We start from the raw sequence: 24,908 nt of genomic DNA, 5'->3' as shown, positions 1-24,908 counted from the left end.
GCTCGCTCGCGTCTACTCGATCACCGGGTGGCGGCGAGTCCTCCGTATCGAAACCCTTGGGTTGAGTAGGTGACGAGCGTAGCGAGGAGCCGTATCGAAACCCACCCCACACCTCAGCGCAAGCTCGTCTCCGTCGGCGCCGGCGGAAGCGTCACGACCGCGCCGGCGTAACTCAGTCCGGCACCGAACCCGAGGAGCAGGGCGATCTGGCCGCCGGTGGCCTTGCCGGTCGCGAGCATCTCTTCCATCGCCAGCGGGATCGAGGCGGCCGACGTGTTGCCGGTGTTCTCGATGTCGTTAGCCATGGGGATCTCGTCGGCCAGACCAAGGTTTTTCTTCATCAGCTCGTTGATCCGGGCATTGGCCTGATGTGGCACGAAGACCTCGATGTCCTCGATGCCGACGCCGGAGGTCTCCAGCACGGTCGTCAGGGCCTTGGGCAGGGTGATGGCGGCCCAGCGGAAAACACGTGGCCCCTGCATGGTCACCACCATCCGCCCGACCGGGTCGGTGGCGGGGTCCTTGTGCTGGAACTCCTGTGCACGGTCCATGTACTCGGGGATGTCGTAGTTCTGACCGATGGCCTCCGCATTCTCACCGTCGCTACCCCAGACCGTGGGCGAGATTCCGTTGAGTTCACTTGGCCCGACGACGACGGCGCCGGCCCCGTCGCCGAAGATGAAGGCGGTGTTGCGGTCGGTGGGTTCCATCACCACCGACATGGTCTCCACCCCGACCACCAGGACATACTCTGCGGAGCCTGCGCGCACGGTGTCGGCGGCGATGCCCAGGCCGTAGCCGAAGCCGCCGCAGCCGGCCGCGACATCGTAGGCGGGAATGCCGTTGAGCCCGATGTCGAACGCCACGATCGGGCCGCCGTGCGGGATCTTCGTCTTCCAGCTGTTGGTGGCCAGGATGAGGGCGCCGATCTTCTCCTTGGGCACCCCGGAGTTGCGGATCGCCCGCTCGGCGGCGGCCGCCGCCATCGAGCGCGCCGACTCATCGCCGCTGATCCATCGACGGTTGCGGATACCGCTGCGCTCAAAGATCCACTCGTCGTTCGAGTCGAGTACTTCGCAGACCTCGTCGTTGGAGACCAGCCGGCGCGGCCGGTAGGCGCCGATGCCCAGCATCGCTACGTTCTGGTGGCCGGTGTTTGCCGCAATGCCCACGCTGACTCCGTTCGTCGTTGATCGGACGCTGCGATTGTAGGCATGTCTTTACCGGGAAGTAACCACGCCGCCGGCCAGCGGCAGATCTGTGTTCGGGAGGGTGTGCGGCATGCGCGACCTGTTACAGCGGCCAGAACACCGGTATCAGCAGGACCGCGATGACCAGCCAGCACGCCATCACGATCACGCCGAGTCGCCAGTAATCGCCGAACCGGTATCCGCCGGGATTCATCACGATCATGTTCGCCGGAGTGGCGATCGGTGTCAGCACCGCCGCGGCGGCCGCGGTACACACCAGCATCAGGATCGGCCGGGGATCGACACCGATGTCGGCTGCTGCGGCCAGCGCGATCGGGATCACGATCAAAGTCGTGGCGGCGTTGCTGATGAACTGCCCGAGAATGGCGGTGAGCAGGAACAACACGATCAGCAACAGGTAGGCGCTGCGGTCGGCCACCAGGTCCACAATCGGCTGGGCGATCAGTTCTGCTCCGCCGCTGTCGGTGATCGCAGACGACATCGGGATGAGTGCCGCGATGAGCACCACCGTCGGCCATGACACTGCGCGATACGCCTGTTCGGAGGTGATGACCTTGCTGACGACCATGGCCAGCGCGGCGAGCAGCCCGGCCACCACCGGAGGTACCGCACCGCTGGCGAGCAGGGCGATCATCGCCACCAGGATCACGCCCGCACGTGGCGCGCTGTGGCCGAGAGCGACGGTCTGGCGGCGTAGCTGCTCGGAGGAGCCGACGACCAACACCTGCTGGTTGTCGGCGAGGGCATCGATGGCACGCCACGGGCCGTGCACCAACATGGTGTCGCCCTCGACGAGTTCCACCGACCGCGGGCCGACGTCCTTGTTGCGCCGGCGGATCGACATGACCAGCAGGCCGTCCTCGGAACGCACCATTCCGGGGCACACCTTGCTGCCGATCCACTCCGAACGTGGCGGAATGACCACCTCGCTCACGCCGGCATCGCGATCGATCAGTCGTCCGGACCGGGCATGCCGTCCGGCCACGTCCTCGACGGTCAACTCGCAACTGCGCGCGAAGTCGTCGACTGCCTGCCCGGATCCGGACACCACCAGGACATCGCCGTTCTGGAGCCGATGCCCGGATTCGACGAGACCGGCGCCGAGACCGCCCTGCGCGGCGATCGGCAGCACGTCGCGGGTGTCCGACGCCACGGCATCGCGTACCGGCGTGCCGACGCAGCTCGACTCGGCCCCGACATGCAGACGGTAGACGCGTTCACCGAGTCCGTAATGGTCCACCACGGTGCCGAGATAGTTGCTGAAGTCGGCGGGCAGCGCCGTGGAGCGGCGGTCCGGAAGCAGCCGACCGCCGAAGATCGCGATCACCGCGAACGTGACTATGACCAGGGGAATGCCGATGAGGCCGAATTCGAAGTAGGAGAATCCGTTGCCGGTGGCGGTGCGGGCCGCGTCGTTGACGATGACGTTCACCGGACTGCCGCTGAGGGTGAGCATCGACCCGGCGCTGCACGCATAGGCCAGTGGGATCAGCACTTTCGACGGCAGCATGAATGCGTGCCGTGCCACGGCGACGGTCACCGGCACCAATGCGGCGGCGGCACCATTGATGGTGATGAGCGCGGACAATATCGCCGACAGAATGGTGATCGCTCCGAGCACCCGCACCCGGCCGGTACCGGCCGCCCGGGTCAGTAGTCGTCCGGCCCACGCGGTGATGCCGGAGGCCTCGAGTCCTTCGCTCACCACGAACAACGCCGCGATGAACACGATCACGTTGTCGCCAAGGCCGGTGGTGAGACCGGCCAGGTCGATCAGTCCGCAGAAGTAGAGAGCCAGCGCCGAGGCGATGGCGACCACGCCGACGGGCAGCCGATTCCAGACGAACAGCACGATGGTGACGGCGAGGATCACCAGGCTCAGCGTGGCGTCGGACACCGTCTCATCGTTGCATCACGGTCGCCTGTCCGCAGTCGATGTCACGCAGGACCGGGGACACTCACCACGCGTGGACGGTGTTCTGTGCGGCTTCGAGCCCGTGTGAGACCAGGAGTTCGGCGGCGTCGATGCCGCGGCCGATCAGCAACTCCACTTCCGTGCGCGCTGCCGAGGGAAACGGCTTCAGCACGAAGTCGGCCGGGTCTTGACGTCCGGGGGGCCGCCCGATGCCGAGGCGAATTCGGAGGTAGTCGCGTGAACCGATGGCCTGACTGATCGAGCGCAGACCGTTGTGCCCGCCCTCGCCACCGCCCTGCTTGAGACGTAGCTGCCCGAAGTCGATGTCGAGTTCGTCGTGCAGCACGATCAAGTCGGCGGCCGGTACGGAGTAGAACTTCGCGAGTGGGCCGATCTGACGGCCGCACTCGTTCATGTAGTTGCGTGGTTTCGCAACGAGCGCCTGATGGCCGGCGAGGGTGATCGGGGCGAGTTGCGCGCCCGACTTCTTGTGCAGTTTCCACCGCTCGCCGGCCGAGGCGACGAGGCCATCGGCGACCATCGCGCCGATGTTGTGCCTCGTCTTCTCGTACTTCGGACCGGGATTACCCAGCCCGACAATGAATTTCATTCTCGACGGACGCCGGTGACTACTCGGCCGACTCTTCGGCGGCCTCATCGGTACCGGGGGTCTCGGCACCGGCCTCTTCGGCCTCTTCTTCCAGCGCCGAGGCCGACGGGGCCTCGTTGATGGCGACGACGAGGGTGTCGGGATCGCTGATCAGCGTGACGCCCTCGGGCAGGGCCAGATCCGAGGCGTGCACGGCGTTGCCGGCCTCGACACCCTCGACGTCGACGGTGATCTGCTCCGGGATCGAGAGCGCGTCGGCCTCGATCTCGATGGTGCTGGCGTCCTGGGTGACCAGGGTGCCCGGCGCTGCCTCACCCTCGACGACGACGTAGACCTCGACGGTGACCTTCTCGCCGCGGCGGATGACGAGCAGGTCCGCATGCTCGATGTAGTTGCGGATCGGGTGGACGTCGACCTGCTTGGTCAGTGCGAGCTGGCTGGAGCCCTCGATGTCGAGGTCGACGACCGCATTGACGCCGTTGGCGCGCAGGATGGCGGCGAACTCGAGCGCCGGCAGGCTGAGGTGCTGCGGGTCGGTGCCGTGGCCGTACAGTACGGCGGGAACCTTACCCTCGCGGCGTGCGCGACGAGCCGCGCCCTTGCCCTTTTCGGTACGGGTGGTGACAGTCAGTTTGGAGGCCTGAGTCGCCATTGTTCTTCTCCTCATTCGGTCGGTTCGGGGTGAACCGTGGTTGTTCGGGTCGGTCGCGGCGAGCGACGACGACCCCGAACCAACATGCAGGAGTCATATGACCTGCGGAGAAGATTCGCGGTGGTCGCGCCGATAACGGTGGATGCCCACCCTCGCCGTGACAACGACGGCAAGGATAGCCGATGGTCAGGGCGAATGTCACATGCGCGCTGGTCGGGACGGTCTGCTGGTCGCGGGGTGCCCCCGACCCCCTTAGCGCGCGGCGGTTTATCTCTCGCGCGGCTGTCGTGCTCCCGCGCGCGAACCTTCACGCGCGGGAGGCAAATCGGCGCGCGGGAAGGGCGGTAGGACGTGAGGCGCTGGTCGAGCAGCCGACGAGCCCGCGAGGAGGCGCATCGAGGTCACCCATTTGGCGGTCCACGGTGCGTCCGCCGAAATCGATGGAACCGATCGCGGGTACGGTGCGTCCAAGTCTGTGAGCGAGTGAGAATCGGGCAGATCGAGTTGGGGGAACAAGCGGGGGCATGGGGGAAACGTTCAGAGCCGAGCCTGCGGAGATTGCTGGTTTCGGGAATTTCGTCGGGGAGAACGTCGCGGATTACGAGCGCATCATGGGACTGCTGCGTGAGGCCGGTACCACCAACGACTTCTCCGGTCTGATGTCTGCGCTGACCGATCCGGTGGTCACGCTGCAACTGGCCACCCAGAGTCGATGGGTGGACATGGGGGAGACTTTAGGATCGATCGCCTCTGGACTGGCTAAATCAGCGTGGATCTTCCACGGGGCCGAGGCGGAGAATGCGGAGATCTTCCGCCAACATGTCCGGTCGGTGGAACGTGGGCCCGGAGAGAACGGGTTCGACATCGACGTCGACCCGGCGAACAGTCGGCGAAAGATCGTGGTGGACCCCTACCCGGGTGCCGTGAACACAGGATCGCCGACGCCGATCGACGTCTCCGCTCCGCCCCACTCCGAGCCCGACATTCGTGGCCTGATCGAGGAGACATCGGGATGGCTCGCTGAGATCGACGCCACGGTCGAGCAATATGGGCATTGGAGTCCTATCCGGCAAGCGATAAAACCAATTTCGGGCAATTGGGAGGAGCTTCGCCGTATCGGCGAGGTGTACAGCAAGGCGGGCACCGCTGTCGGGACGATCGGCAACGACGTCGCCGCCCAGACCGCGAGGATCGATGGGTCGTGGGATGGCAAGGCAGCCCACGCATTCGCCGACTACTCCCGCAATGCCACGGACTACATGGAATGGGAGGCGGCGCTGGGGCGCATGCTTCGCGAGGGTTTCGAGAAAGCGGCCGCGGAGTTCGAGAACGCAGTCGGGGCCGCGCTGCGAGTGATCATCAACGAATTCGAGAAAGTGATCACAGTCAGGGGCACCTCGGGAGTCGTCAAGGCACTCGCCAAATCCATCCCATTGCTCGGCACCGCCGCGCAGCTGGGTGATCTGGCAAAGGCGCTCATCGCCATCGGTCAAGAAGTCCTTCCACTGATCGAGGAAGTCCGCCGGGGTGTTGAGGCGTTCCAAGAGTTCATCGAGTTCGCACAGGACCCGGTAGGTTTCGCAAAGGAAAAGGGGCAGGATGCGGTGAACGAGAAGCTGGCCCCTTACAAGGAGGAACTGGAACGAGGGCGTCACAGAGTGCAGGTGCTCCGTGATGTCGACACACTGATGGGTGTCGACGACCTGCGCGACAGACCTCAGGCGCCATACGAGCCCGAGACCGGGGGCGACGCAAGGGAAGGCATTGCATGAGACTTCGGCGGTATATGATTCTCGGCTTCATTGGGCTATCGCTTGTCGCCTGCTCGTCAGGTGCCGAGACGAGCTCGGGCGCTTCACAATCGAACAGCGTCACCGCGATCGATGGGCCAGATGTGCACGTGGCTGGCAAATGCGCCGTCCTAGACGGGTCAGATCTGGCCGAACTCTTGGGCAATATTCCGCTGACGAGCGCAGATGTCACTGAGCAGGGGTGCACGTGGGTCGTCGGCAACGACGAAGGGGTCGCGCGCTACGAAATCCGGCCCGGGTTAGCTGAAGCAGATGATGCCGATGACCGAGCGCTGAGATTTGCCGGCGGGGTTCTGTACTTCAACGCAGCGTTGTCTGACCACATCGACTGTGTCGCTGATGTTGCCGTGGACGGTTCGTCGGAGTACATCCAATTGGAAATCACACCGGCCGAGACTGTGACTTCCGAGTTGGCGCCGGATGACGGTGCGGTCTGCAGCCACGCGCTCCCACAGGTGGAGAAGATCGTCGAAGGTTTGGGGTGGACGTAATGACCTCGTCTCTGCCACCGGAGATGGAAGCCGCCAAGCGGAAATTGTTCGATTCCCTGGACCGGCTACACACCGCTGCTGCCCGTGCACACGCCCATGCCGACCGCCTCGAACTTGAGCGACGCGAGCGTGAACGATCCGAACGCGGGGCGCACGAGCGTGAGCAGCGCGAGGCGCAACGGCGAGCAGCGCTCGCCCAGTCCCAACTCGAGGACGAGGCCGAACAGGCCTACCGCAACGCGCGCCGGGGAGGCTGGCTTTCCTCCGAGTGAGGTATGGCTCCGCGGAACCTATCCGCAACCCGCCGTCACAGGCATACTGACCCCATGACATCGCAGACACCGATCGACATCGTCACGACCTTCCTCGACGACCTCGCGCGCTCCGACACGGCCGCGGCTCTGGAGAACGTCGACGAGAACATCGCCTACACCAACGTCTCGCTGCCGACCGTGCACGGCAAGCGGAAGGTGGCCGGCATTTTCTCCGGGATGGACAGGTATTCATGGGCCGGCTTCAACTACCGGATGGTCAACGTCACGGCCGACGGTCCGGTGGTGCTCACCGAACGCGTCGATGAACTCCGGTTCGGACCGGTCGTCATGCAGTTCTGGGTCTGCGGTCGCTTTGAGGTTCGCGAGGGGCGGATCACCGTGTGGCGGGACTACTTCGACTACTACGACATGACCAAGGCGCTCGTACGGGGACTGCTCGGCGCCGTGATCCCGCCCCTGCGCAAACCGCTGCCGCCGAAAGTCGTTGCCGTATAGGGCAGTCGTCAGAGAATCTCGTCGATCGTCTCCAGCGGTCGCCCCAACCGGGTTCCCTTGTCGGTCACCACGAACGGGCGCTCGACGAGAACCGGATGCGCCACCATGGCGTCGAGAACCGCGTCCTCGGAGGCATCAGCCAGTCCGAGTTCCTTGTACAGCGACTCACGCTTGCGTGCGGCTTGATGAGCCGTGATGCCCGCGTCGGCGAACATCGTCGACAACTGTTCGCGAGTGTAGGGCTGATCGAGGTACTTGACGATGGTCGGCTCGACGCCCGCCTCCCGCAACTTCTCCAGCGCCTTGCGGGAGGTCGTGCACTTCGGGTTGTGATAGATCGTCGCGTCCACGAGGCACACCATACCTGGTGCGGCGCCAGCCAAGTCGTGAGTGTGTGACCTAGGCGCTGCCGTTGAACAAACTCGTCACCGAACCGTTCTCGAAGACCTCGCGGATCGTCTGGGCGAGCAGTGGCGCGATCGACAACACCGTCAGGTTCTCGAACTGCTTGTCCTCGCCGATCGGCAGGGTGTCGGTGGCGATGACCTCTTTGGCGCCGCAATTCGCGAGTCGTTCGGCGGCCGGGTCGGAAAACACACCATGGGTGGTGGCGATGATGACGTCGCCCGCACCGGCATCCTTGAGGACCTTGACGGCGCCGGCGATGGTGCCGCCGGTGTCGATCATGTCGTCGATCAGCACGCAGGTGCGGCCCTCGACCTCACCGACCACCCGGTTGGACTTCACCTGGTTGGGCACCAGCGGATCACGGGTCTTGTGGATGAAGGCCAGCGGCGCCCCGTTGAGGGAGTCGGCCCACTTCTCCGCCACCCGCACACGACCGGAGTCGGGCGAGACGACGGTGACGTTGTCGGTGCCGTAGTTGTCCCGGACGTACTCGGCGAGCTGGCCCTGTGCGTGCATGTGATCGACGGGGCCGTCGAAGAAGCCCTGAATCTGGTCGGTATGCAGATCGACGGTGATGATGCGGTCGGCGCCCGCGGCCTTGAGTAGATCGGCGATCAGGCGCGCGGAGATCGGCTCACGACCGCGATGTTTCTTGTCCTGACGCGCGTACGGATAGAAGGGGAGGATCACACTGATGCGCTTGGCCGATCCACGCTTGAGCGTGTCGATCATGATCAGCGCCTCCATCACCCACTGGTTCAACGGGTACGGGCAGCTCTGCAGGACGAATGCGTCGGAACCGCGGACGGATTCCTCGAACCGGACGAAGATCTCACCGTTGGCGAAGTCGCGCGCGGTCTGCGGGGTCACCTTGATGCCGAGCTCGTCGGCGACGGCCTGAGCGAGGTCGGGATGCGCGCGGCCAGAGAACAGCATCAAGTTCTTCTGGTTGTCCGTGGTCCAGGTCATGAAAACTCTTCTGCTAGAGGTGTGCTGCGGTCAGGCACCGGGCTGGTGACCCGCCGGGCGGTCGGTCTGTTGGGCATCGAGTGCAGCGCGCGCCGACTCGGTGTCCGGGCGCTTACGCACCACCCAGTTCTCGATATTGCGTTGTTGTCCTGCCGACACCGCGAGCGCGCCGGGCGGGACATCGTCCCGCAAGACCGTACCCGCTCCCGTGTAGGCGCCGTCCCCGACCTGCACGGGTGCGACAAACATGTTGTCAGACCCGGTACGACAATGGGACCCGATCACCGTACGGTGTTTCGCCACGCCGTCATAATTCACGAACACGCTGGACGCGCCGATGTTGGATTGCTCACCGATCGTCGCGTCGCCGACGTAGGTGAGGTGCGGGATCTTGGAGCCGGCGCCGATGTCGGCTTTCTTCGTTTCCACGAAAGTGCCGATCTTGCCGCCCACTCCGAGGCGGGTGCCGGGGCGCAGATAAGCGAACGGTCCGACGGTGGCGTTGGCGCCGATCTCGGACTCACTGCCGTGTGTGCGGATCACCGAGGCGCCGGACCCGACGGTGACGTCGCGCAGGGTGGAGTCGGGGCCGACATGCGCGTCGTCGGCGATGGCGGTGGCACCGTGCAGCTGGGTGCCCGGTTCGATCCGGACATCGGTACCGATGCTCACTTCCACATCGATCCATGTGGTGGCCGGATCCACCACGGTCACCCCGGCGAGCTGATGGCGGCGGATGATGCGCCGATTGAACTCGGCGGCGAGGTCGGCGAGCTGCGCGCGGTCGTTGCAGCCGGCGACGAGCATCGGGTCCTCGACGGTGAACGCGCGGACCGTGTGCTCACCGGCGCGGGCGATCTCGATGACATCGGTCAGGTAGAACTCGCCCTGCACGTTGTCGGTCGACAGTTCGGCGAGAGCTGACCGCAACAATGCCGCGTCGAAGGCGTAGATCCCGGCATTCACCTCGGTGATTGCGCGCTGCTCGGCGCTGGCATCCTTGTGCTCCACGATCGCCTGCACGAGGGAATCGTTGGTCCGGATGATGCGGCCGTACCCGGTCGGGTCGTCGGCGATGAAACTCGTCAGGGTCACCCCGGCGCCACCATCGGCGGTGTGGGTGGCGACGAGCGCGCGCAGGGTCGCCGCGTCGAGCAGTGGCACATCGGCGGCGGTGACGACGACGGTCCCCGCGAAATCGTCGGGCAGCCCGGCGAGACCCGCCCGCGCCGCGTCGCCGGTGCCGAGTGGCTGCTCTTGCACGGCAACCGAGACAGTGCAGGCCAGATGTGCGCCGATCTCGGTGACCGCTGCGGTCACCCGTTCGCGTTCGTGCCCGACGACAGCGATCAGATCCGACGGATCGATCCCGGCGGCGCCATGCAGCGCGTGCCCGACCAGTGTCCGTCCGGCCAGGCTGTGCAGGATTTTCGGGGTCTTCGACTTCATCCGCGTGCCTGCGCCGGCGGCGAGGACGATGACAGCGGTCGAGGGGGTGGACGTCTCCGTCATGTGGCCCGATAGTACGCAGTCGCCGTACCGCCGAGGCCCGGACCCGCCACGCGATACCGAGCGATTGATCGGGCCTGATAGAAACAGTGAGGCGACAGACCGCCCCAGACCAACGGAGGTACACCCATGAGCACTCAGAAAGTCGCGATCGTCACCGGAGCCGCGCGGGGCATCGGCGCGGGCGTCGCCAAGCGTCTGGCGACCGACGGGCTCGCCGTCGCCGTTCTCGACCTGAACGCGGACTCTTGCGCCGATGTCGTCAAGGCCATCACCGACGCCGGCGGCAAGGCCATCGCGGTCGGCGCCGACGTGTCGAACGAAGAGTCGGTAGCCGCGGCCGTCGCGAAGGTCGCCGAGGAACTGGGCCCGCCGACGGTGCTGATCAACAACGCAGGCATCATCCGCGACAACATGCTGTTCAAGATGACCGTCGACGATTGGGATGCGGTCATGGGTGTGCACCTGCGCGGTGCGTTCAACATGAGCAAGGCCTGCCAGAAGCACATGGTCGACGCCGGCTGGGGTCGCATCGTCAACCTGTCGAGCACCTCGGCGCTGGGCAACCGCGGCCAGGCCAATTACTCGGCCGCCAAGGCGGGCATGCAGGGCTTCACCAAGACCCTCGCGATCGAGCTGGGCAAATTCGGCGTCACCGCCAACGCGATCGCCCCCGGCTTCATCGCCACCGAGATGACCGCCGCGACCGCCGAGCGCATGAAGGTGTCGTTCGACGATTTCAAGGCCGCCGCCGCGAAGGAGATCCCGGTGAACCGCGTGGGCGCACCGGAGGACATCGCGCACCTCGCCTCGTTCTTCGTCAGCGAAGGCGCCGGCTTCATCTCCGGCCAGGTGGTCTACGCCGCGGGCGGTCCGAAGGGCTGATCTCGTTTCGGCCGCACCTGCGGGTTCCGGCTTGCGGTGGACACCGCGGCCAGACCCTGCAGGTGCGGCCAGAAGCGTGGGCGGTGCCTGTGGCACAATCGTCTGCGCGTAATCCCCCATGGTGTAATCGGCAACACTTCTGATTTTGGTTCAGGCATTCCAGGTTCGAGTCCTGGTGGGGGAGCACTGACTTTCGTCGCATCCATAATTTCTCGAGGCGGACGGTCCACAGCGGAATCCGACATTTGTCGGGATACTGAGACCTCCGACAGCACCAGCGCCGTCGCCGGCCCCGGCGATCGCCCGCGCCCGAGGAACAGGGGAATGCGTGACAGAGGTTATCGCCGTCTATCTCGTCGTCACCTTCGGTCTGGGCGGCCTCGCCATGGCGCTGCGGCTGCCTCCGTTGGTCGGCTTCCTGGCCGCCGGATTCGTGCTCAACGCGATGAACGTCGAGGATCTGCCCCAGCTGGACGTGCTGGCGGATCTGGGTGTCACCCTGCTGCTCTTCGCGATCGGACTCAAACTCGACGTCCGGATCCTGCTCCGGCGCGAGGTGTGGTTGACGACGTCGGTGCACATGGTGATCAGCGTGGTGCTCGGCAGCATCGCGATGTGGGTGGCGGCCGTGGCAGGGATGGCGATGCTGGCCGGTCAGAGTGTGCAGACGATCGCCCTTCTCGCCTTCGCGCTGTCGTTCTCCAGCACGGTGTTCGTGGTCAAGATCCTCGAGGAACGTGGCGAATCACATTCGCTGTACGGCCGCATCGCCATCGGCATCCTGGTGATGCAGGACATCGTGGCGGTGGTATTCCTGACCGTGAGTGGCGGGCACCCGCCGAGTCCGTGGGCGCTGACCCTGATCGCGTTGTGGCCGTTGACCCAGGTGTTGCGCAAGATCTGGGGGCGCCTCGGGCACGGCGAGATGCAGTCGCTGTTCGGCATCGTGATGGCGTTGGTCCCGGGCTACGCGTGGTTCACCGCCGTCGGGCTCAAGGGCGACCTCGGCGCACTCATCGTCGGCGTTCTGCTGGCCTCGCATCCCGCCTCATCGGAGTTGGCGCGGTCGCTGTTCCATCTCAAGGAACTGCTGCTCGTCGCCTTCTTCGTGTCGATCGGTCTGACGGGTCTGCCGGATCTGCCCACCATCGGTGTCGCACTGCTGATGGTGTTGCTGCTGCCGTTCAAGGCGGCCTGGTACGTGGCGTTGCTGTCGATGCTCAAGCTTCGCTATCGCACCGCAATCCTCGCCGGGCTCGGCTTGATGAACTACTCGGAGTTCGGCCTGATCGTGGTGTCCGTCGGGGTGACCACCGGGCTGCTCGCCGAGGCCTGGCTGGTGGAGATGTCGATCGCGGTGGCCCTGAGTTTTGTGGTATCGGCGCTGGTCAACGGGCGCGGCCACCTGATGGTGGAGAAGATCGCCACTCGCCTGCCCGCCCAGGACGAACGCACCCTGCACCCGGAGGAGCGTCCCGGCGACGCCGGCGATGCCGAGGTCGTGGTGATCGGGATGGGACGCGTCGGCTTCGCCGCATATCAGCGGCTGACCGACCATTACGGCCTACGGGTGGTGGGTGTCGACTACGACGGGCCACGAATCGGGAGACTCGCCGACGCAGGCCTGCGGGTCATCGAGGGAGACGCCACCGACCTGGACTTCTGGCACCAATTGCGGCATTCGGATTCGGTGCGCATCGCCGTGCTGGCGATGCCGCGTCACGGCGCCAACGTGACTGCGCTCGAATGCCTGCGCGAGTCGGGATTCAGCGGCCGGGTTGCCGCGGTGGCCCGCTACGACGATGAGGTGCAGTGGGCCAAGGACCACGGCGTCGGCATCGCCTTCAACGTCTATGCGGGCGCCGGCCTGGAGCTGGCCGATCAGGTCGCCGGCGATGGCGATCGCGGCGACGAACCGCCGGACCCGCCGACGACGGAGAGACGCTCCGGCGAGAACTCGTGATCCGCCGGCGCGCCACGATCGTCACGCCGTAACCCGACTTCGGCGCTGTACCACCGGATCCGGGTACGGCACCGCGTCGACGAGAGCCTTGGTGTACGGGTCGGTCGGGACGGTGAGTACAGTTCGCGCATCGCCGGTCTCGACCACCCGGCCACCGCGCAACACCACCACTCGATCGGCCACCCGTTCGACCACGGCGAGGTCGTGGCTGATGAAGACGGCCGCGAACCCGAACTCCTCCTGTAGGTCGGCAAAGAGGTCGAGCACCCGCGCCTGCACCGACACGTCGAGTGCGCTGGTCGGTTCGTCGGCGATCAGCAGTTCCGGGTCGGCCGAGAGTGCACGGGCCAGCGCCACCCGCTGGCGTTGACCGCCGGACAGTTCGTGCGGCAGACGGTCGGCGAACGGGCGGGGGAGTGCCACCGCGGACAGGAGTTCGGCGACCCGCGTGTCGCGCTGGGCGCGCGTGCCGATGTCCTGGATCTCGAGTGGTTCGCGAATGGACTCCGCGACGGTGAATCGCGGATCGAGGGACGCGCTCGGGTCCTGCGGTACGAAGGCGAGCTTGCGGCGTAACTCGCGCAGCCGCGTTCGGGACAATGTTGCGATGTCCTCGCCGTCGATCAGGATACGGCCGGCGCGGGCGGGAACGAGACCGCCCATGGCACGTCCGAGTGTGGTCTTGCCCGAGCCGGATTCACCCACCACGCCCACCACCTCGCCGCGACCGATGCTCAACGACACCGCATCGAGCGCGGTGCGCGGTGGCGAACCGAGACGACCGGGATGGGTGACCGTGACGTTCTCGACGGTGAGGACCGGCTGCTCTGTGACATCGGTGATCGTCGGCGCGCAGGTGTCGGATATCGGGTCGTCGTCGAGACCGTCGGGCAGTCTCGGCACGGCGGCAAGCAGTTGTCGGGTGTAGGGCTGCGTGGGGCGTGCGAAGATCTCGTGCACGTCGCCGGTCTCGACGACCTCACCGAGCTGCACCACCACGACGCGGTCGGCGATGTCGGCGACGACGCCGAGGTTGTGGGTGATCAACAGGATTCCGGCGCGGGTACGGTCGCGCAGCCGACGTAGGAGTCCCAGGATCTCTTGCTGCACCGACACGTCGAGCGCCGTCGTCGGTTCGTCGGCCAGCAGCAACACCGGATCATTCGCCAACGCGAGCGCGATCACCACGCGTTGCTTCTGCCCACCGGACAGCTGGTGGGGATACTGGTCGACCCGAACCTCCGGTTCGTCGATCTCGACCAGCGTCAGCAGCTCGACTGCTCGTCGGCGTGCCTGCGTCCGTGTCACCCGCCGGTGTGCGCGGAGGGCCTGTCGCAGCTGCCATCCCACTGTCTGCGACGGGTTGAGGGCGGTCTGCGGTTCTTGGAAGACCATCGCGACACGATTGCCACGCAACGCTCGCAACTGTGGTTCCGTTGCGTCGAGTACCTCGATCCCGTCCACCTTCACCGACCCTGACGCGTGCGCGGCGGCCGGCAGCAAGCCGATGGCCGCTTGTGCGGTGATCGTCTTGCCGGAGCCGGATTCGCCGACCAGTGCGAGGATCTCGCCGCGATCGACCGACAGGCTGATACCCGATACGGCCGGTCGGGGGTAGTCGAAGCGGACGCGCAGGTCGTCGACGGTGAGCGCGGGCGGGGTCAGGTCGGCGGTCATCGGCGAATCCTCCGGTCATGTGAAATCGATTGGGCGATCAAGTAGAAGCCCAGCACGAGGATCGAGACGACGATCAGCGGTCCGAGCGAGAACCATGGGTTGGTTTCCAGGTATCCGTTGCCCCCGGCCAGAATCGACCCCAGCGACGGGGCCGGGGCGACCACGCCCACACCGAGATAACTGAGCGCGCCCTCGATGAAGACTGCAAGCGACAGCGACAGGGCGAACTGCACCGACAACGCCTCCAGTGAGTGGGGGAGAACGTGGCGCAGCAGGATGCGTGACGTGGTCGCACCGCTCACCCGGGCCGCCTCCACGTAGGGGAGTTCCCGCACGCGCAGTACCGAGGTGCGGGTGAGACGGCCGAAGATCGGGATCTCGGCGAGCGCGATCACGACCCCTACCGTCACGGCTCCCGGCCCGAGTACCGCGGTCATGGTGATCCCCAGGATGAGCGCGGGAAACGCGAGGATCACGTCGAACACGCGCTGGGCGATCACGTCGGTGACGGGGTGGGCGACGGTGAGCAGACCCGCGATCACACCCAGCGCGGCACCGATCGGGACCGCGAGGAAGATGATCAGCAGGTCGGTACGGATCCCGTAGAGGACCCGGGTCGCGATGTCGCGGTTGACGTCATCGGTACCGAACCAGTGATCGAGGCCGGGCTGCAGCAGGTAGGCGCCGTCGATCTGCTGCGTGGGCCCGTATGGGGTGAACAGCGGACCGAGCGTCCCCACCAGGATCACGGTGAGCACGAGGATGCTGCCGACCAGTCCGGTGCCGTGCAATAGGCTGCGCCACAGCGGTGTTCGAGGATGTCGCGCCTCGCGGTCGCCGGGACTCTCCGGGAGCAGGCCGGGAACCAGATCGGGATCGGGCTGGGTCGAGGTCGTCGGCGACGTGTCGGTGGTGGACACACTGCTGGGATGGGTGGTCATCGGTCACCTGCCAGTCGGATTCGGGGGTCGAGCCAGGCGTGGACGATGTCGGCGAGGAGCTGGATGATCACGAACACCGCGACCGACAAGAGGATCAGGACCTGGACGAGGGGATAGTCACGGGCGAAGATGCCCTCCTCGGTGAGCAGCCCCAGCCCGGGCCACCCGAAGATGGATTCGACCAGCACGGCGCCCCCAAGAAGTGCGCCGACGGTGATGCCGAGGGCGGTCAACGTGGGTGGCAGCGCGTTTCGCAGCGCGTGCTTGAGCACGATGTCGGTCCGGGACGCGCCCAGCGCCCGCGCGGTGAGCACGTATGGCTGCTGCAGCTCGGTGCGCAGCGATTCGGTCAGGAACCGCGCGAGCATCGCGCCCGCGGGTAGCCCGAGGGTGAGCGCGGGCAGGATGAGGTACTGCGCGCTGATCTGTAGAGAGTCGGTGAATCCGTTCGGCGGTATGCCGCCGGCCGGCAGCAGACGCAACCGCACGCCGAAAACGAGGATGAGCACGGTGCCGACCACAAACGTGGGCAATGCGATCGCGGCCGCGTTGACGACGGTGAGTATCGCGTTGACATAGCGGTTCTCGAACAGCACTGCGGTCAGCCCGAGGGCCAGCGCGAGGACGATCGCGATGACCAGTGCCGCACCGGTGAGGATGAGTGTGTTGGTGAGTCCGAACCCGATGAGGTCGGTGATGCTGCCGCCGACCTGGTAACTCGTGCCGAGGTCGAGGGTGAGGATGTCACCGAGCCAGGACAGGTATTGGGTGATGAATGCCTGGTCGAGACCCAGGTCGTGCCGGATCGCCGCCAGTTGGGCGGGCGATGCATCCGGACCGGCCAGTGCTGCCTCGGGCCCACCGGGGATCAGTCGGAGGACGGCGAAGATCAGAATCGAGGCGACCGCGAGCACGACGAGGGCCGTGGGAACGCGGCGCAGAAGGTATCCGGTCATTGGTTACTGCTTTCCTGGCGAAGTGAGATAGGTTCCGGCGAAGTGCAATTGGTTGCGACGGTCCCAGTCGACATCGCCGACCGACGGTGCGGTGGCCACCTGGCGCAGCACCACGCCGATCTCTATGAGAAACAGATCACGCAGCCAGGCTTCGTCGAGTTCGCGGTAAGCGGCGAGCGCTTCCGGAGAGGAACTGTCGCGGACCGTCCATGCCTCCTCCGCAGCCGCGGAATACTCCGGGTTCGAGTAGTTCGACGAGTTCTTCGCCGCGTTGAACGGATAGGCGGACACGGCGAGAGTTGACGGGGTGAACTGGGCGAAGGCGTGCTGTAGCAGCCAGAGTCCGTCGAACTTGCCACCGATCAGCTTCGACGCCTGCTGGGTCTGGTCGTTGGGCACCAAGCGCACCTCGATGCCGACAGCGGCGAGATTCGACTGGACGATCTCGGCAATCACCCTGTCGTTGCCCTGGGTCGAATAGTCCAGTGTCAAGGGAGGTATGGAGCCGACCTGGCTCACCAGCGCACGGGCCTTTTGGAGATCGCGGGTGTAGGTGGTGTTCGCGTTCGCGCGATACGCCGGTGACCACTTCGGCCACGGCAGATTGACGGTGTATCCGCTGCCGCGGAAGACGTCGTTGATGATGCGTGGACGGTCGATGGCGTACGCGATCGCCTGGCGTACGCGGACATCGGCGAGCGCCGGGTTGGTGACGTTGATCCCCACGTATTCCTGCGACTCGGCGCCGGTCAGGGTGATCCCGGTGAAGCCATACCGCTGGGTCACCAGTTGCTGATCGTGATAACTCAGGCCGTCGGCGACGTCGATCTGCCCGGTGCGTAGGCGGGTGAACAGTGACTGGTTATCGCGGACGACGACGAAAGTTACCGAATCCAGAGCCGGTGACCCGCCCCAGTAGTGCTCATTGCGGACGAGTCGGACAGTGGAATTCGGTTGCCACGACTCGAAACGGAACGGCCCGGTGCCGTTGAATGCGGTGCCGGCCTTCAATGCGGGCAGGGTGTTCTGGTCGATGATGGGCGCTGAGTCGAGCAGATCGAAGATATTGCTCAACGGGTGTGCGAAGCGCAGGATCACTCGGTGGGGATCAGACGTGTCGAACTCGTCGATGGCGGCGGCGGTGCGCTTGAACTGTGGCGTCCACGGTCCACCCAGATATGCCTTGATCGAGTTCTCCACATCCGACGACACGAACGGACGGCCGTCGTGGAAGGTGGCGTCGGTTCGGAGATCGAGCGTGAGGGAGCGGCCGTCGGGCGCGAGTTGCCAGGCGGTCGCCAACGACGGTTCGACGGTCAGTGAGTCACGGGCGTACCGGATGAGGGTGTCGAAGGCATTGGCCACCACCTGACCGTTCATCGACCCGGTCCCGATCTGCAGGAACGCCTTCGGCGAGAGGTCGCCGAGCACGCCGACCCGCAGGTCGCCGCCGCGGGGTGTGGGGTCTCCGGGTGCGGCGGTCGCGGTCGAGTGCTGCTGCTGCGAAACCGCGGACTCGCATCCTACAGCGGCCAGCGCGAGCAAGATGGCGACGATGACCGCAGCGGCGCGGGCACCTCGGTGTCGGGGCATGGTGATCACATCTCTGTCGGGTCGAGGTGATCGGTGATGGCCGACCACACGGGATCCGTACACTCATCGGAATCGAAAACGTGTGCACGGGCGAGGAATCGACATCCAGTATGGGGATCGAACGGGTGGTCCGCGTCGTTGAATTTCGCTCGGATCGAACCCTTGACAGGCGGTTGACCTTGGCCGAACGTGCTCGGTGTTCGGGCGCGAGGCTCGATGTGATGTGCAGGGAGACAAGCGATGGCACAAGCGGACAAAACTGATCTGCCGGCGGGCGCGCGTGGTTACGACGGCTTCGACGGGGTGATCGGCCGCACGAGTTCGGTGTCGCGGCCATGGTGGCCGGAGGAACCGACGGCCCCGGCCGGTGCTCCGAACATCGTGGTGATCCTCGTCGACGACATGGGCTATTCCGACATCTCGCCGTTCGGCGCGGAGATCGACACACCCAACATCGACCGGCTGGCGCGCAACGGGTTCCGGTTGTCCAATTACCACACCACCCCGGTGTGCTCACCGGCGCGCGCGGCGCTGCTGACCGGGCTGAACCCGCATCGGGCGGGTTATGGCAGTGTGGCGAACTCCGATCCCGGGTTTCCGGGGCTACGACTCGAACTCGCCGACGATGTGCTGACATTGCCGGAGATCCTGCGTGCCGGTGGATATGCCACGTATGCGGTGGGGAAGTGGCATCTGGTGCGAGATGCGAACATGGGCCCGGGACGCGACCGCAGCTCGTGGCCGGTGCAGCGCGGTTTCGACAGCTACTACGGTTCACTGGAGGGACTCAACTCGTTCTTCTACCCGAACCAGCTGATCGCCGACAACACCGTCGTCGACGTCGCCGAGTACCCCGATGACTACTACGTCACCGATGACCTGACCGACCGTGCGATCTCCCAGATCACCGCGTTGCGCGCGCAGGACCCGACGAAGCCGTTCTTCCTGTACTTCGCGCACATCGCGATGCACGGACCGCACCAGGTGAAGGAGGCCGATCTCGCGAAGTATCGCGGTCGCTACGGCCAGGGCTGGGATGAGGTCCGGCGGCAACGGTTGCAGCGACAGATCGAGAACGGGCTGTTCGACCCGGACACCCCGATGGCGGAACGCAACACCGAGCCCGGGTTCGACGCACCGCTGTGGGATGACCTCGAACCCACAGAGCAGGAGCGATTCCAGCGCTACCAGGAGGTGTACGCAGCGATGGTCGACAGCGTCGACCAGAGCGTCGGACGAGTGGTCGACACCCTTGAGCAACTCGGTGAGCTCGACAACACGATCATCGTCTTCACCTCGGACAACGGCGGCACCGCCGAGGGTGGACCGGTTGGGACGCGTTCGTACTTCAGCCAATTCGTGCACGGTCCGGTGCCACCCGACTGGGAACGCGACGTGCCGCACGACCAGGATCTGATCGGTTCGGCCGCACTCGGGGTGCACTACCCACGCGGCTGGGGGCAGGCGTCCAATACCCCGTTCCGCTTCTACAAGGGGCAGACCTTCGCCGGCGGCGTGCGGGTTCCATTCGTCGTGTCCTGGCCGAACGGACTGCCCCGGGCGGCCGACGACACCGGTGTACGTCGTCAGTTCTCCTACGTCACCGATCTCGTGCCCACCCTGCTCGAACTCGCCGGGGTCGACACACCGGACCACCGCCACGGGCGGCCCGCTCAGGAGCGCGACGGTGTCAGCATCGCCGACGTCCTGCGTGACCGTGATGCCCAGTCACCGCACACCGAGCAGTACGCGGAGTTCGGTGGGCACCGCGGCTACTACCGGGACGGCTGGAAACTGGTGTCACTACACCGGGACCCGGCCTCCGTCGACGATCCGGCGTGGGAACTGTACGACGTGACCACGGACCCGGCCGAAACCACCGATCTCGCCGCCCGACATCCCGACAAGGTTGCCGAGCTGGCCGCCGCGTGGGATGCCGCGGCCTGGCGCAACACGGTGTTCCCGCTGTACGACCGTCCCGCAGATCAGCTACGTCGACGGCCCGCGGAGGCGCGGTTGAGCGATCCGATCCGGATTCTCGCCGGCACACCGACGTTGGAGCGCTACCGGTCGAGCCGCCTGATCGCCTACCGCGACTTCGTGGTGGAGGCGGAACTTGAGGGCTGGACCGCCGACGACGAGGGGGTGATCGTCGCGCACGGCGACCAGCAGGGCGGCTATCTGCTGTACGTGGAATCGGCAGCCGTGCACCTGGTGTACAACGCCTATGGCCGCGTCCGGCGGGAGTCGGGTCGGCTGCCGGACGGCGCGACCGCGTTGTGTCTGCGCGCCTCCGCGACACCGTCGGTGCGCTGGAACCTCACGGTCGAGGCGGTGTGTGACGGCGAGGCGTCGACGATTGTGAAGCTCGACGACCAGGTCCAGCTGGTCGGTATGGCGCCCTGGACAGGCATCTCGGTGGGACTCGACGCACGCGGTCCGGTCGACCCCGAACTGCGCCAGCGCCGTGGCGTATTCCGATTCGGTCCGGCGCTGCGGGCCGTCACGTATCGCCCGGGCCCCACGCGGGTGGGTGTGAATGTGCGGCGGGGTCTCGACGAGGCGGCCGAACGGTCGGCGGACTGATCGGCGTTGCGATCAGCATGATTGTTACCTCGCCTTGTCGGTGTCATCGGTGCTGAGATGAAAAACGTTGAAACAAAAGAATTCACGAGAGGTTTCTAGGAATGACGCTGGCTCAGATCGACGACCGCACGGAACGTGAGCGCGCGGCGCAGCAGGTGTACGCCGACGGGGGCATCACCGTCGAGAAGCTGGGAGAGCACATCGGTGCCCGGATCGGGCAGGTCCGGCTCGGTGCTGATCTCCCGACCGAGCAGGTCGAGGCGATCCGGCTCGCCCTGGCAGTCAACAAGACCGTTGTGTTCGAGGGGCAACATCACCTCGACGACGCGGGGCAGTACGCGTTCGCCGGCCTGCTCGGCGAGCAGACCGCGCCCCACCCGACCGTTACATCGCGGGGGACGCAGCTGCTGACGATCGAGGGTGCAGCCAACAGCTGGCATTCCGATGTCACCTTCGTCGACCGCATCCCCAAGGCGTCGATTCTGCGGGCGGTTACCCTGCCGTCCTACGGCGGCGCGACCACTTGGGCCTCGACGGTCGCCGCCTACGAACAGTTACCGAAACCGCTGCGGGCGTTGGCCGAAGAGCTCTGGGCCACGCATACCAATCTGTACGACTACGTCAATCAGTCCGAGCCGTCGGGCGGCGTCGACATCAGCCGAAAGTCCGAGCACTACAAGGAGTTCACCAGCGCGGAGTACCAGACGCTGCATCCGGTGGTACGGGTACACCCGGAGACCGGTGAGCGCAGCCTGCTGCTCGGTCACTTCGCCAAGGAGTTCCGAGGACTCAAGTCCGCCGAGTTCGGTGAGTTGTATCAGCTTCTGCAGAGTCGCATCACGAAGCTGGAGAACACCTTCCGTTGGAACTGGCGACTCGGCGATGTGGTGATCTGGGACAACCGGGCGACCCAGCACTATGGCATCTCCGACTACGGCAATCAGCAGCGCGAGCTACACCGGATCACCCTCGCCGGTGACGTTCCGGTTGACGTTCGAGGGCAACGGAGCCAGGTGCTGCAGGGCGACGCCTCGCACTACTCCAGCGTCGAGAAGTCAGCTCGACTTCCCCTTTTCGCAGCCTGAATCATCACGAGGCCCCGGCCCTGAGCATCAACTGCTCAGGGCCGGGGCCTTTTGTGGCCTCCGTGCCGTAGTTGAAGAAATGGAGGGGCGCAGCGAGTACGTGCGAACCCACATGCTGTCCCCCGGGGCTGAGTAACGACCACGTTTGCGAGGGAGCATCCCCTGGTCCCTGAGGAGCGTCCGAGCTTGCGAGGCCGCGTCACGAAGGGTACACCCACGCAACCACTCTTACGCAGGACAAGGTGTCACACCCCGCCGCTATCCTGTACCCAACAGCTCACCGAGCAAGTCCATCCACAGCCCACCCCGCAGTGCACCAAAGTTGTCAGACCCTCCCGATAGTCTGATAGCAGTTCGATTCCCCACCAACCCATCCCGACCTCAGAGAACCAAAGGCGAGACGCCAACCATCGCGAGGAGCGCAGTCAGGAACGAGCGCAGTCCCCTGATCCCTGAGGAGCGCCCGAGCGCGCGAGGCCGCGTCACGAAGGGTCCACCCACGCAACCACACTCAGCCACGAAAAGTTGTCACACCCCGCCGCTATCCTGAACCCAACACCTCACCGATCGAGTCCATCCACACCGCACCCGTAGCGCACCAAAGTTGTCAGACCCGCTCGATAGTCTGATAGCAGTTCGATTCCCCGCCAACCCATCCCGACCTCAGAGACCGTCTTCGCCGGAAAGGAGCGTTTCGTGTTCACCTTCACCGACCGTGCCGCCGACGACGCTCTGCTGGCCTCCAGCAGTCTCGGCGAGTTGGCGCAGTACGGTCGCGATTTGTTGCGGCTGAGTAATCAAGCCCAAGCCCTGGCGATGCAGATCGCCCGTCAGATCGGGCAATCCACCTACAACGAGCGTCTCGCCGGATACAACGATTTCGTTCCGAACCGAGTCCGCAACGCCGCCGACAAAGCCGCGAAAGGCGAAATCTCACTGCAGTTGGGTATTTCTCGACGTCAAGCCGGCGAATGGGTCGGTCTCGATGAACTGCTCGACGAGCACCCCAAGATCCGTGATGCCTTCCGCTCCGGAGATTTGAGGCCCCACCGGCTGGGTGTGGCCATCCGCGGCGCCGCCACCGGCCCCACCGGCGACCTGCGGGAGCGACTCGGCGAACTCGCCGACAACGCCTACACCGACGAACCCGACAGCAAGGATGTCGAGGAGGAACTCACCCTCGACCTCGACGACCCCGCAGCCGACCTCGATCCCGGCACCGATGGTGAGCGCACCGACGGCGACGGCTCCGACGGCGACGGCACTGATGATGGCGGCTCCGATGATGCTGCGTCCGAGACCGACCCTGCCGCCACCGACGATCCCGCCGCCGACGATGCCGACGAGGATGAGCCGTGGGATTTCGACGATGTGGTGCTCGATCTGGCCAGCCGACCCACCACCGACACCGCCCTGCGAGATGATCTCGACGCCATCATCATCAGCCTCGACCCCGATCGAGCCGCCGAGACCCGCGACGACATCACCGACCTGTTCGGGGATGTGACGATCGGTGCCGAAGCGTTCGGGCACATGACCGTCGATGCCTGCATCCCCGCCGAACACGGCGTACACCTGCGCGACCGCATCAGCGCCTTGATCAGCCGCCGGGTGTGCCGCCGCGATGGGCGCAGCATCAAAGCCCAACGCGTCACCGCGTTCGCCGAAATCATCAAAGCACCCGGCGCAAAACTACGCTGCCACTGCGGCGACGACACCTGCCCCGCCACACCAACCCGCACCAACAACCCAGCACCCGCCACCACCCCGAGTCCGGTCACCGGCGGTGTCCGTGACTCGTCGGTCGACACCACCACGGCGGACAACACCGCTGCATCCGGCCAGACCACCGTCGAACCCGTGCTGGGTGGGCCTGATGCGGCCGAAGAACAGCCGATCACCCTCGCCGACATTGACGATCACATTGACATCGACCGCGACAACGACAACGACAACGAGAACGGTGAAATTGGCCAATCCGGTACCGGAATCGATGCCGATGACACCGCTGAGGATGCGCCCTCCCCGGGATCGCGACGAGATTTCATCACCGCACCACCCGCTGAACATGATCCCGCCGACACCGACACCGACACCGACACCGACACCGATACAGAGACCGATTCCGACCTCATCGTGCCCGGCCTGACCCTGCTGCGCGACCCGACCGGTCTCGACCCGACCCGCCTGATGGGCTACGGCGCCATCGATCCCGCCCACGCCGCACGAATCGCACCACACGCCACCACCATCACCGCCCGACCGAGTGAAACCCGCGCCGCCAGCGGGTTGATCATCTTCGGCAACCGCGCACCGGCCCCACCGATCGACCCGACCGGGCACGGTGGTTTCGCCACCCCACCACCGGGGGCGCTGACCTATAAGCCGTCGGCGGCCCTCCGCGCGGAGATCATCCAACTGGACCGACGCTGCCGCTACCCGTACTGCGGCAGACCGTCCGAGGAGTGCGAACTCGACCACCTGCTCAAGTTCTGCCATGCCGACCCGGTGGCCGGTGGCTGGACCGTGGCGTTCAATCTCGCACCGCTGTGCCGGCCCGACCACGACCGTAAGCATGACGGGCCGTGGATACCGACCATGCACACCGACCGCACCATCTCCTGGCGCAACGCGCGCACCGGACAGGTCATCGTCACCTACCCGCGGTGACTCGTCGGCGATCCTGCGGTCGGAACTACTGACGAGCCGTCGGAGTGGCGGGCGGTCGCCGGAACAGTCCCTACGCGTCGAGAACCAAACAGAAGGTGCCCTTGCTCTCCGCGGAGAGCAAGGGCACCGTGTCATTTGCCACCGTGAAGGGACCACCCTGGGCTGATTGTTTGCCATGGGGATGGGACCACCTGGATTGCCAGTTA

Annotated in this window: 20 protein-coding genes and 1 tRNA gene; 10 read left to right on the top strand and 11 right to left on the bottom strand. The window is 65.7% G+C overall.

Annotation, left to right across the window (positions count from 1 at the left end):
* Positions 1 to 113: 113 nt before the first annotated feature.
* The 4 genes from VX037_RS02085 to VX037_RS02070 form a co-directional block, all read right to left on the bottom strand.
* A complete protein-coding gene (locus tag VX037_RS02085) occupies positions 114 to 1,133 on the bottom strand; it encodes a beta-ketoacyl-ACP synthase 3 (RefSeq protein WP_328713238.1) in 1,020 nt (339 codons plus the stop codon).
* Between the two features lie 160 nt (positions 1,134 to 1,293).
* Positions 1,294 to 3,108 carry an SLC13 family permease gene (locus VX037_RS02080; RefSeq protein ID WP_266059716.1) on the bottom strand — a complete coding sequence of 605 codons (1,815 nt, stop codon included), beginning with the start codon at positions 3,106 to 3,108 and terminating at the stop codon, positions 1,294 to 1,296.
* Positions 3,109 to 3,169: 61 nt separating this feature from the next.
* Positions 3,170 to 3,736 (bottom strand): aminoacyl-tRNA hydrolase, encoded by a 567-nt coding sequence (pth, locus tag VX037_RS02075; protein WP_266059715.1) that lies wholly within the window; start codon positions 3,734 to 3,736, stop codon positions 3,170 to 3,172.
* 19 nt (positions 3,737 to 3,755) lie between these two features.
* Positions 3,756 to 4,388, bottom strand: a complete 633-nt coding sequence (locus VX037_RS02070) for a 50S ribosomal protein L25/general stress protein Ctc (RefSeq protein ID WP_235725326.1) — start codon at positions 4,386 to 4,388, stop codon at positions 3,756 to 3,758.
* A 524-nt stretch (positions 4,389 to 4,912) separates the two neighbouring features.
* Here VX037_RS02070 and VX037_RS02065 point away from each other — a divergent pair.
* The 4 genes from VX037_RS02065 to VX037_RS02050 are packed head-to-tail and all read left to right on the top strand — an operon-like array spanning position 4,913 to position 7,460.
* Positions 4,913 to 6,160: a WXG100 family type VII secretion target gene (locus tag VX037_RS02065; RefSeq protein ID WP_266059713.1), complete on the top strand. Its 1,248-nt coding sequence runs from the start codon at positions 4,913 to 4,915 to the stop codon at positions 6,158 to 6,160.
* A 14-nt stretch (positions 6,161 to 6,174) separates the two neighbouring features.
* Positions 6,175 to 6,690 (top strand): hypothetical protein, encoded by a 516-nt coding sequence (locus VX037_RS02060; RefSeq protein WP_266059711.1) that lies wholly within the window; start codon positions 6,175 to 6,177, stop codon positions 6,688 to 6,690.
* Positions 6,690 to 6,962, top strand: a complete 273-nt coding sequence (locus tag VX037_RS02055) for a hypothetical protein (RefSeq protein ID WP_266059710.1) — start codon at positions 6,690 to 6,692, stop codon at positions 6,960 to 6,962. The genes VX037_RS02060 and VX037_RS02055 overlap by 1 nt, the downstream gene beginning before the upstream one ends.
* Before the next feature lie 54 nt (positions 6,963 to 7,016).
* Complete coding sequence (locus VX037_RS02050; protein ID WP_266059709.1) at positions 7,017 to 7,460, top strand: limonene-1,2-epoxide hydrolase family protein; 444 nt, start codon at positions 7,017 to 7,019, stop codon at positions 7,458 to 7,460.
* Between the two features lie 8 nt (positions 7,461 to 7,468).
* Here the strand turns inward: VX037_RS02050 and arsC are convergent, their stop codons facing one another.
* From arsC to glmU, 3 genes are read right to left on the bottom strand one after another with little or no spacing between them, the layout of a single operon-like run.
* Positions 7,469 to 7,810 carry an arsenate reductase (glutaredoxin) gene (gene arsC, locus VX037_RS02045; protein WP_266059707.1) on the bottom strand — a complete coding sequence of 114 codons (342 nt, stop codon included), beginning with the start codon at positions 7,808 to 7,810 and terminating at the stop codon, positions 7,469 to 7,471.
* A 49-nt stretch (positions 7,811 to 7,859) separates the two neighbouring features.
* A complete protein-coding gene (locus VX037_RS02040) occupies positions 7,860 to 8,837 on the bottom strand; it encodes a ribose-phosphate diphosphokinase (protein WP_266059705.1) in 978 nt (325 codons plus the stop codon).
* A gap of 30 nt (positions 8,838 to 8,867) precedes the next feature.
* Positions 8,868 to 10,349, bottom strand: a complete 1,482-nt coding sequence (glmU, locus tag VX037_RS02035; RefSeq protein ID WP_266059704.1) for a bifunctional UDP-N-acetylglucosamine diphosphorylase/glucosamine-1-phosphate N-acetyltransferase GlmU — start codon at positions 10,347 to 10,349, stop codon at positions 8,868 to 8,870.
* Positions 10,350 to 10,475: 126 nt separating this feature from the next.
* Between glmU and VX037_RS02030 the strand changes: the two genes are divergently transcribed.
* The 3 genes from VX037_RS02030 (at position 10,476) to VX037_RS02020 (ending at position 13,194) form a co-directional block, all read left to right on the top strand.
* Entirely contained in the window at positions 10,476 to 11,231 is a 756-nt protein-coding gene (locus VX037_RS02030) for an SDR family oxidoreductase (protein WP_266059703.1), read from the top strand.
* A 112-nt stretch (positions 11,232 to 11,343) separates the two neighbouring features.
* A tRNA-Gln gene (locus VX037_RS02025) sits at positions 11,344 to 11,415 on the top strand.
* A gap of 144 nt (positions 11,416 to 11,559) precedes the next feature.
* Positions 11,560 to 13,194 carry a cation:proton antiporter family protein gene (locus VX037_RS02020; protein WP_266059702.1) on the top strand — a complete coding sequence of 545 codons (1,635 nt, stop codon included), beginning with the start codon at positions 11,560 to 11,562 and terminating at the stop codon, positions 13,192 to 13,194.
* A 21-nt stretch (positions 13,195 to 13,215) separates the two neighbouring features.
* Here VX037_RS02020 and VX037_RS02015 read toward each other — a convergent pair whose 3' ends face one another.
* The 4 genes from VX037_RS02015 to VX037_RS02000 are packed head-to-tail and all read right to left on the bottom strand — an operon-like array spanning position 13,216 to position 18,361.
* Positions 13,216 to 14,871, bottom strand: a complete 1,656-nt coding sequence (locus VX037_RS02015) for a dipeptide ABC transporter ATP-binding protein (protein ID WP_266059700.1) — start codon at positions 14,869 to 14,871, stop codon at positions 13,216 to 13,218.
* Positions 14,868 to 15,812, bottom strand: coding sequence for an ABC transporter permease (locus VX037_RS02010; RefSeq protein WP_235725336.1), 945 nt, complete (start codon positions 15,810 to 15,812; stop codon positions 14,868 to 14,870). Before VX037_RS02010 ends, VX037_RS02015 begins: the two co-directional genes overlap by 4 nt.
* Entirely contained in the window at positions 15,809 to 16,768 is a 960-nt protein-coding gene (locus VX037_RS02005; protein ID WP_287015532.1) for an ABC transporter permease, read from the bottom strand. The genes VX037_RS02010 and VX037_RS02005 overlap by 4 nt, the downstream gene beginning before the upstream one ends.
* 3 nt (positions 16,769 to 16,771) lie before the next feature.
* Entirely contained in the window at positions 16,772 to 18,361 is a 1,590-nt protein-coding gene (locus VX037_RS02000) for an ABC transporter substrate-binding protein (RefSeq protein WP_328713056.1), read from the bottom strand.
* A 240-nt stretch (positions 18,362 to 18,601) separates the two neighbouring features.
* Between VX037_RS02000 and VX037_RS01995 the strand changes: the two genes are divergently transcribed.
* From VX037_RS01995 to VX037_RS01985, 3 genes are all read left to right on the top strand, one after another.
* Positions 18,602 to 20,947, top strand: a complete 2,346-nt coding sequence (locus VX037_RS01995; RefSeq protein ID WP_328713054.1) for an arylsulfatase — start codon at positions 18,602 to 18,604, stop codon at positions 20,945 to 20,947.
* Positions 20,948 to 21,048: 101 nt separating this feature from the next.
* Entirely contained in the window at positions 21,049 to 22,032 is a 984-nt protein-coding gene (locus VX037_RS01990; RefSeq protein WP_266059696.1) for a TauD/TfdA dioxygenase family protein, read from the top strand.
* Between the two features lie 696 nt (positions 22,033 to 22,728).
* Entirely contained in the window at positions 22,729 to 24,702 is a 1,974-nt protein-coding gene (locus VX037_RS01985) for an HNH endonuclease signature motif containing protein (RefSeq protein ID WP_266059695.1), read from the top strand.
* Positions 24,703 to 24,908: the final 206 nt, after the last annotated feature.

The organism is Gordonia sp. Z-3, from assembly GCF_036233855.1.
GTDB classification, from domain to species: domain Bacteria; phylum Actinomycetota; class Actinomycetes; order Mycobacteriales; family Mycobacteriaceae; genus Gordonia; species Gordonia tangerina.
Note: the sequence above shows the minus strand (reverse complement) of the source record. Positions and strands in the feature narration are given on the sequence as shown.

Excerpts from the sequence above, each read along its gene's own strand:
- VX037_RS02015 (WP_266059700.1), bottom strand. The coding sequence starts at position 14,871 with ATGACCGCCGACCTGACCCCGCCCGCGCTCACCGTCGACGACCTGCGC.
- glmU (WP_266059704.1), bottom strand. The coding sequence starts at position 10,349 with ATGACGGAGACGTCCACCCCCTCGACCGCTGTCATCGTCCTCGCCGCC.
- VX037_RS02030 (WP_266059703.1), top strand. The coding sequence starts at position 10,476 with ATGAGCACTCAGAAAGTCGCGATCGTCACCGGAGCCGCGCGGGGCATC.
- VX037_RS02065 (WP_266059713.1), top strand. The coding sequence starts at position 4,913 with ATGGGGGAAACGTTCAGAGCCGAGCCTGCGGAGATTGCTGGTTTCGGG.
- VX037_RS02005 (WP_287015532.1), bottom strand. The coding sequence starts at position 16,768 with ATGACCGGATACCTTCTGCGCCGCGTTCCCACGGCCCTCGTCGTGCTC.
- VX037_RS02085 (WP_328713238.1), bottom strand. The coding sequence starts at position 1,133 with ATGCTGGGCATCGGCGCCTACCGGCCGCGCCGGCTGGTCTCCAACGAC.
- VX037_RS01995 (WP_328713054.1), top strand. The coding sequence starts at position 18,602 with ATGGCACAAGCGGACAAAACTGATCTGCCGGCGGGCGCGCGTGGTTAC.
- VX037_RS02050 (WP_266059709.1), top strand. The coding sequence starts at position 7,017 with ATGACATCGCAGACACCGATCGACATCGTCACGACCTTCCTCGACGAC.
- VX037_RS02040 (WP_266059705.1), bottom strand. The coding sequence starts at position 8,837 with ATGACCTGGACCACGGACAACCAGAAGAACTTGATGCTGTTCTCTGGC.
- VX037_RS02070 (WP_235725326.1), bottom strand. The coding sequence starts at position 4,388 with ATGGCGACTCAGGCCTCCAAACTGACTGTCACCACCCGTACCGAAAAG.
- VX037_RS02000 (WP_328713056.1), bottom strand. The coding sequence starts at position 18,361 with ATGCCCCGACACCGAGGTGCCCGCGCCGCTGCGGTCATCGTCGCCATC.
- pth (WP_266059715.1), bottom strand. The coding sequence starts at position 3,736 with ATGAAATTCATTGTCGGGCTGGGTAATCCCGGTCCGAAGTACGAGAAG.
- VX037_RS02010 (WP_235725336.1), bottom strand. The coding sequence starts at position 15,812 with ATGACCACCCATCCCAGCAGTGTGTCCACCACCGACACGTCGCCGACG.
- VX037_RS01990 (WP_266059696.1), top strand. The coding sequence starts at position 21,049 with ATGACGCTGGCTCAGATCGACGACCGCACGGAACGTGAGCGCGCGGCG.
- VX037_RS02055 (WP_266059710.1), top strand. The coding sequence starts at position 6,690 with ATGACCTCGTCTCTGCCACCGGAGATGGAAGCCGCCAAGCGGAAATTG.
- VX037_RS02060 (WP_266059711.1), top strand. The coding sequence starts at position 6,175 with ATGATTCTCGGCTTCATTGGGCTATCGCTTGTCGCCTGCTCGTCAGGT.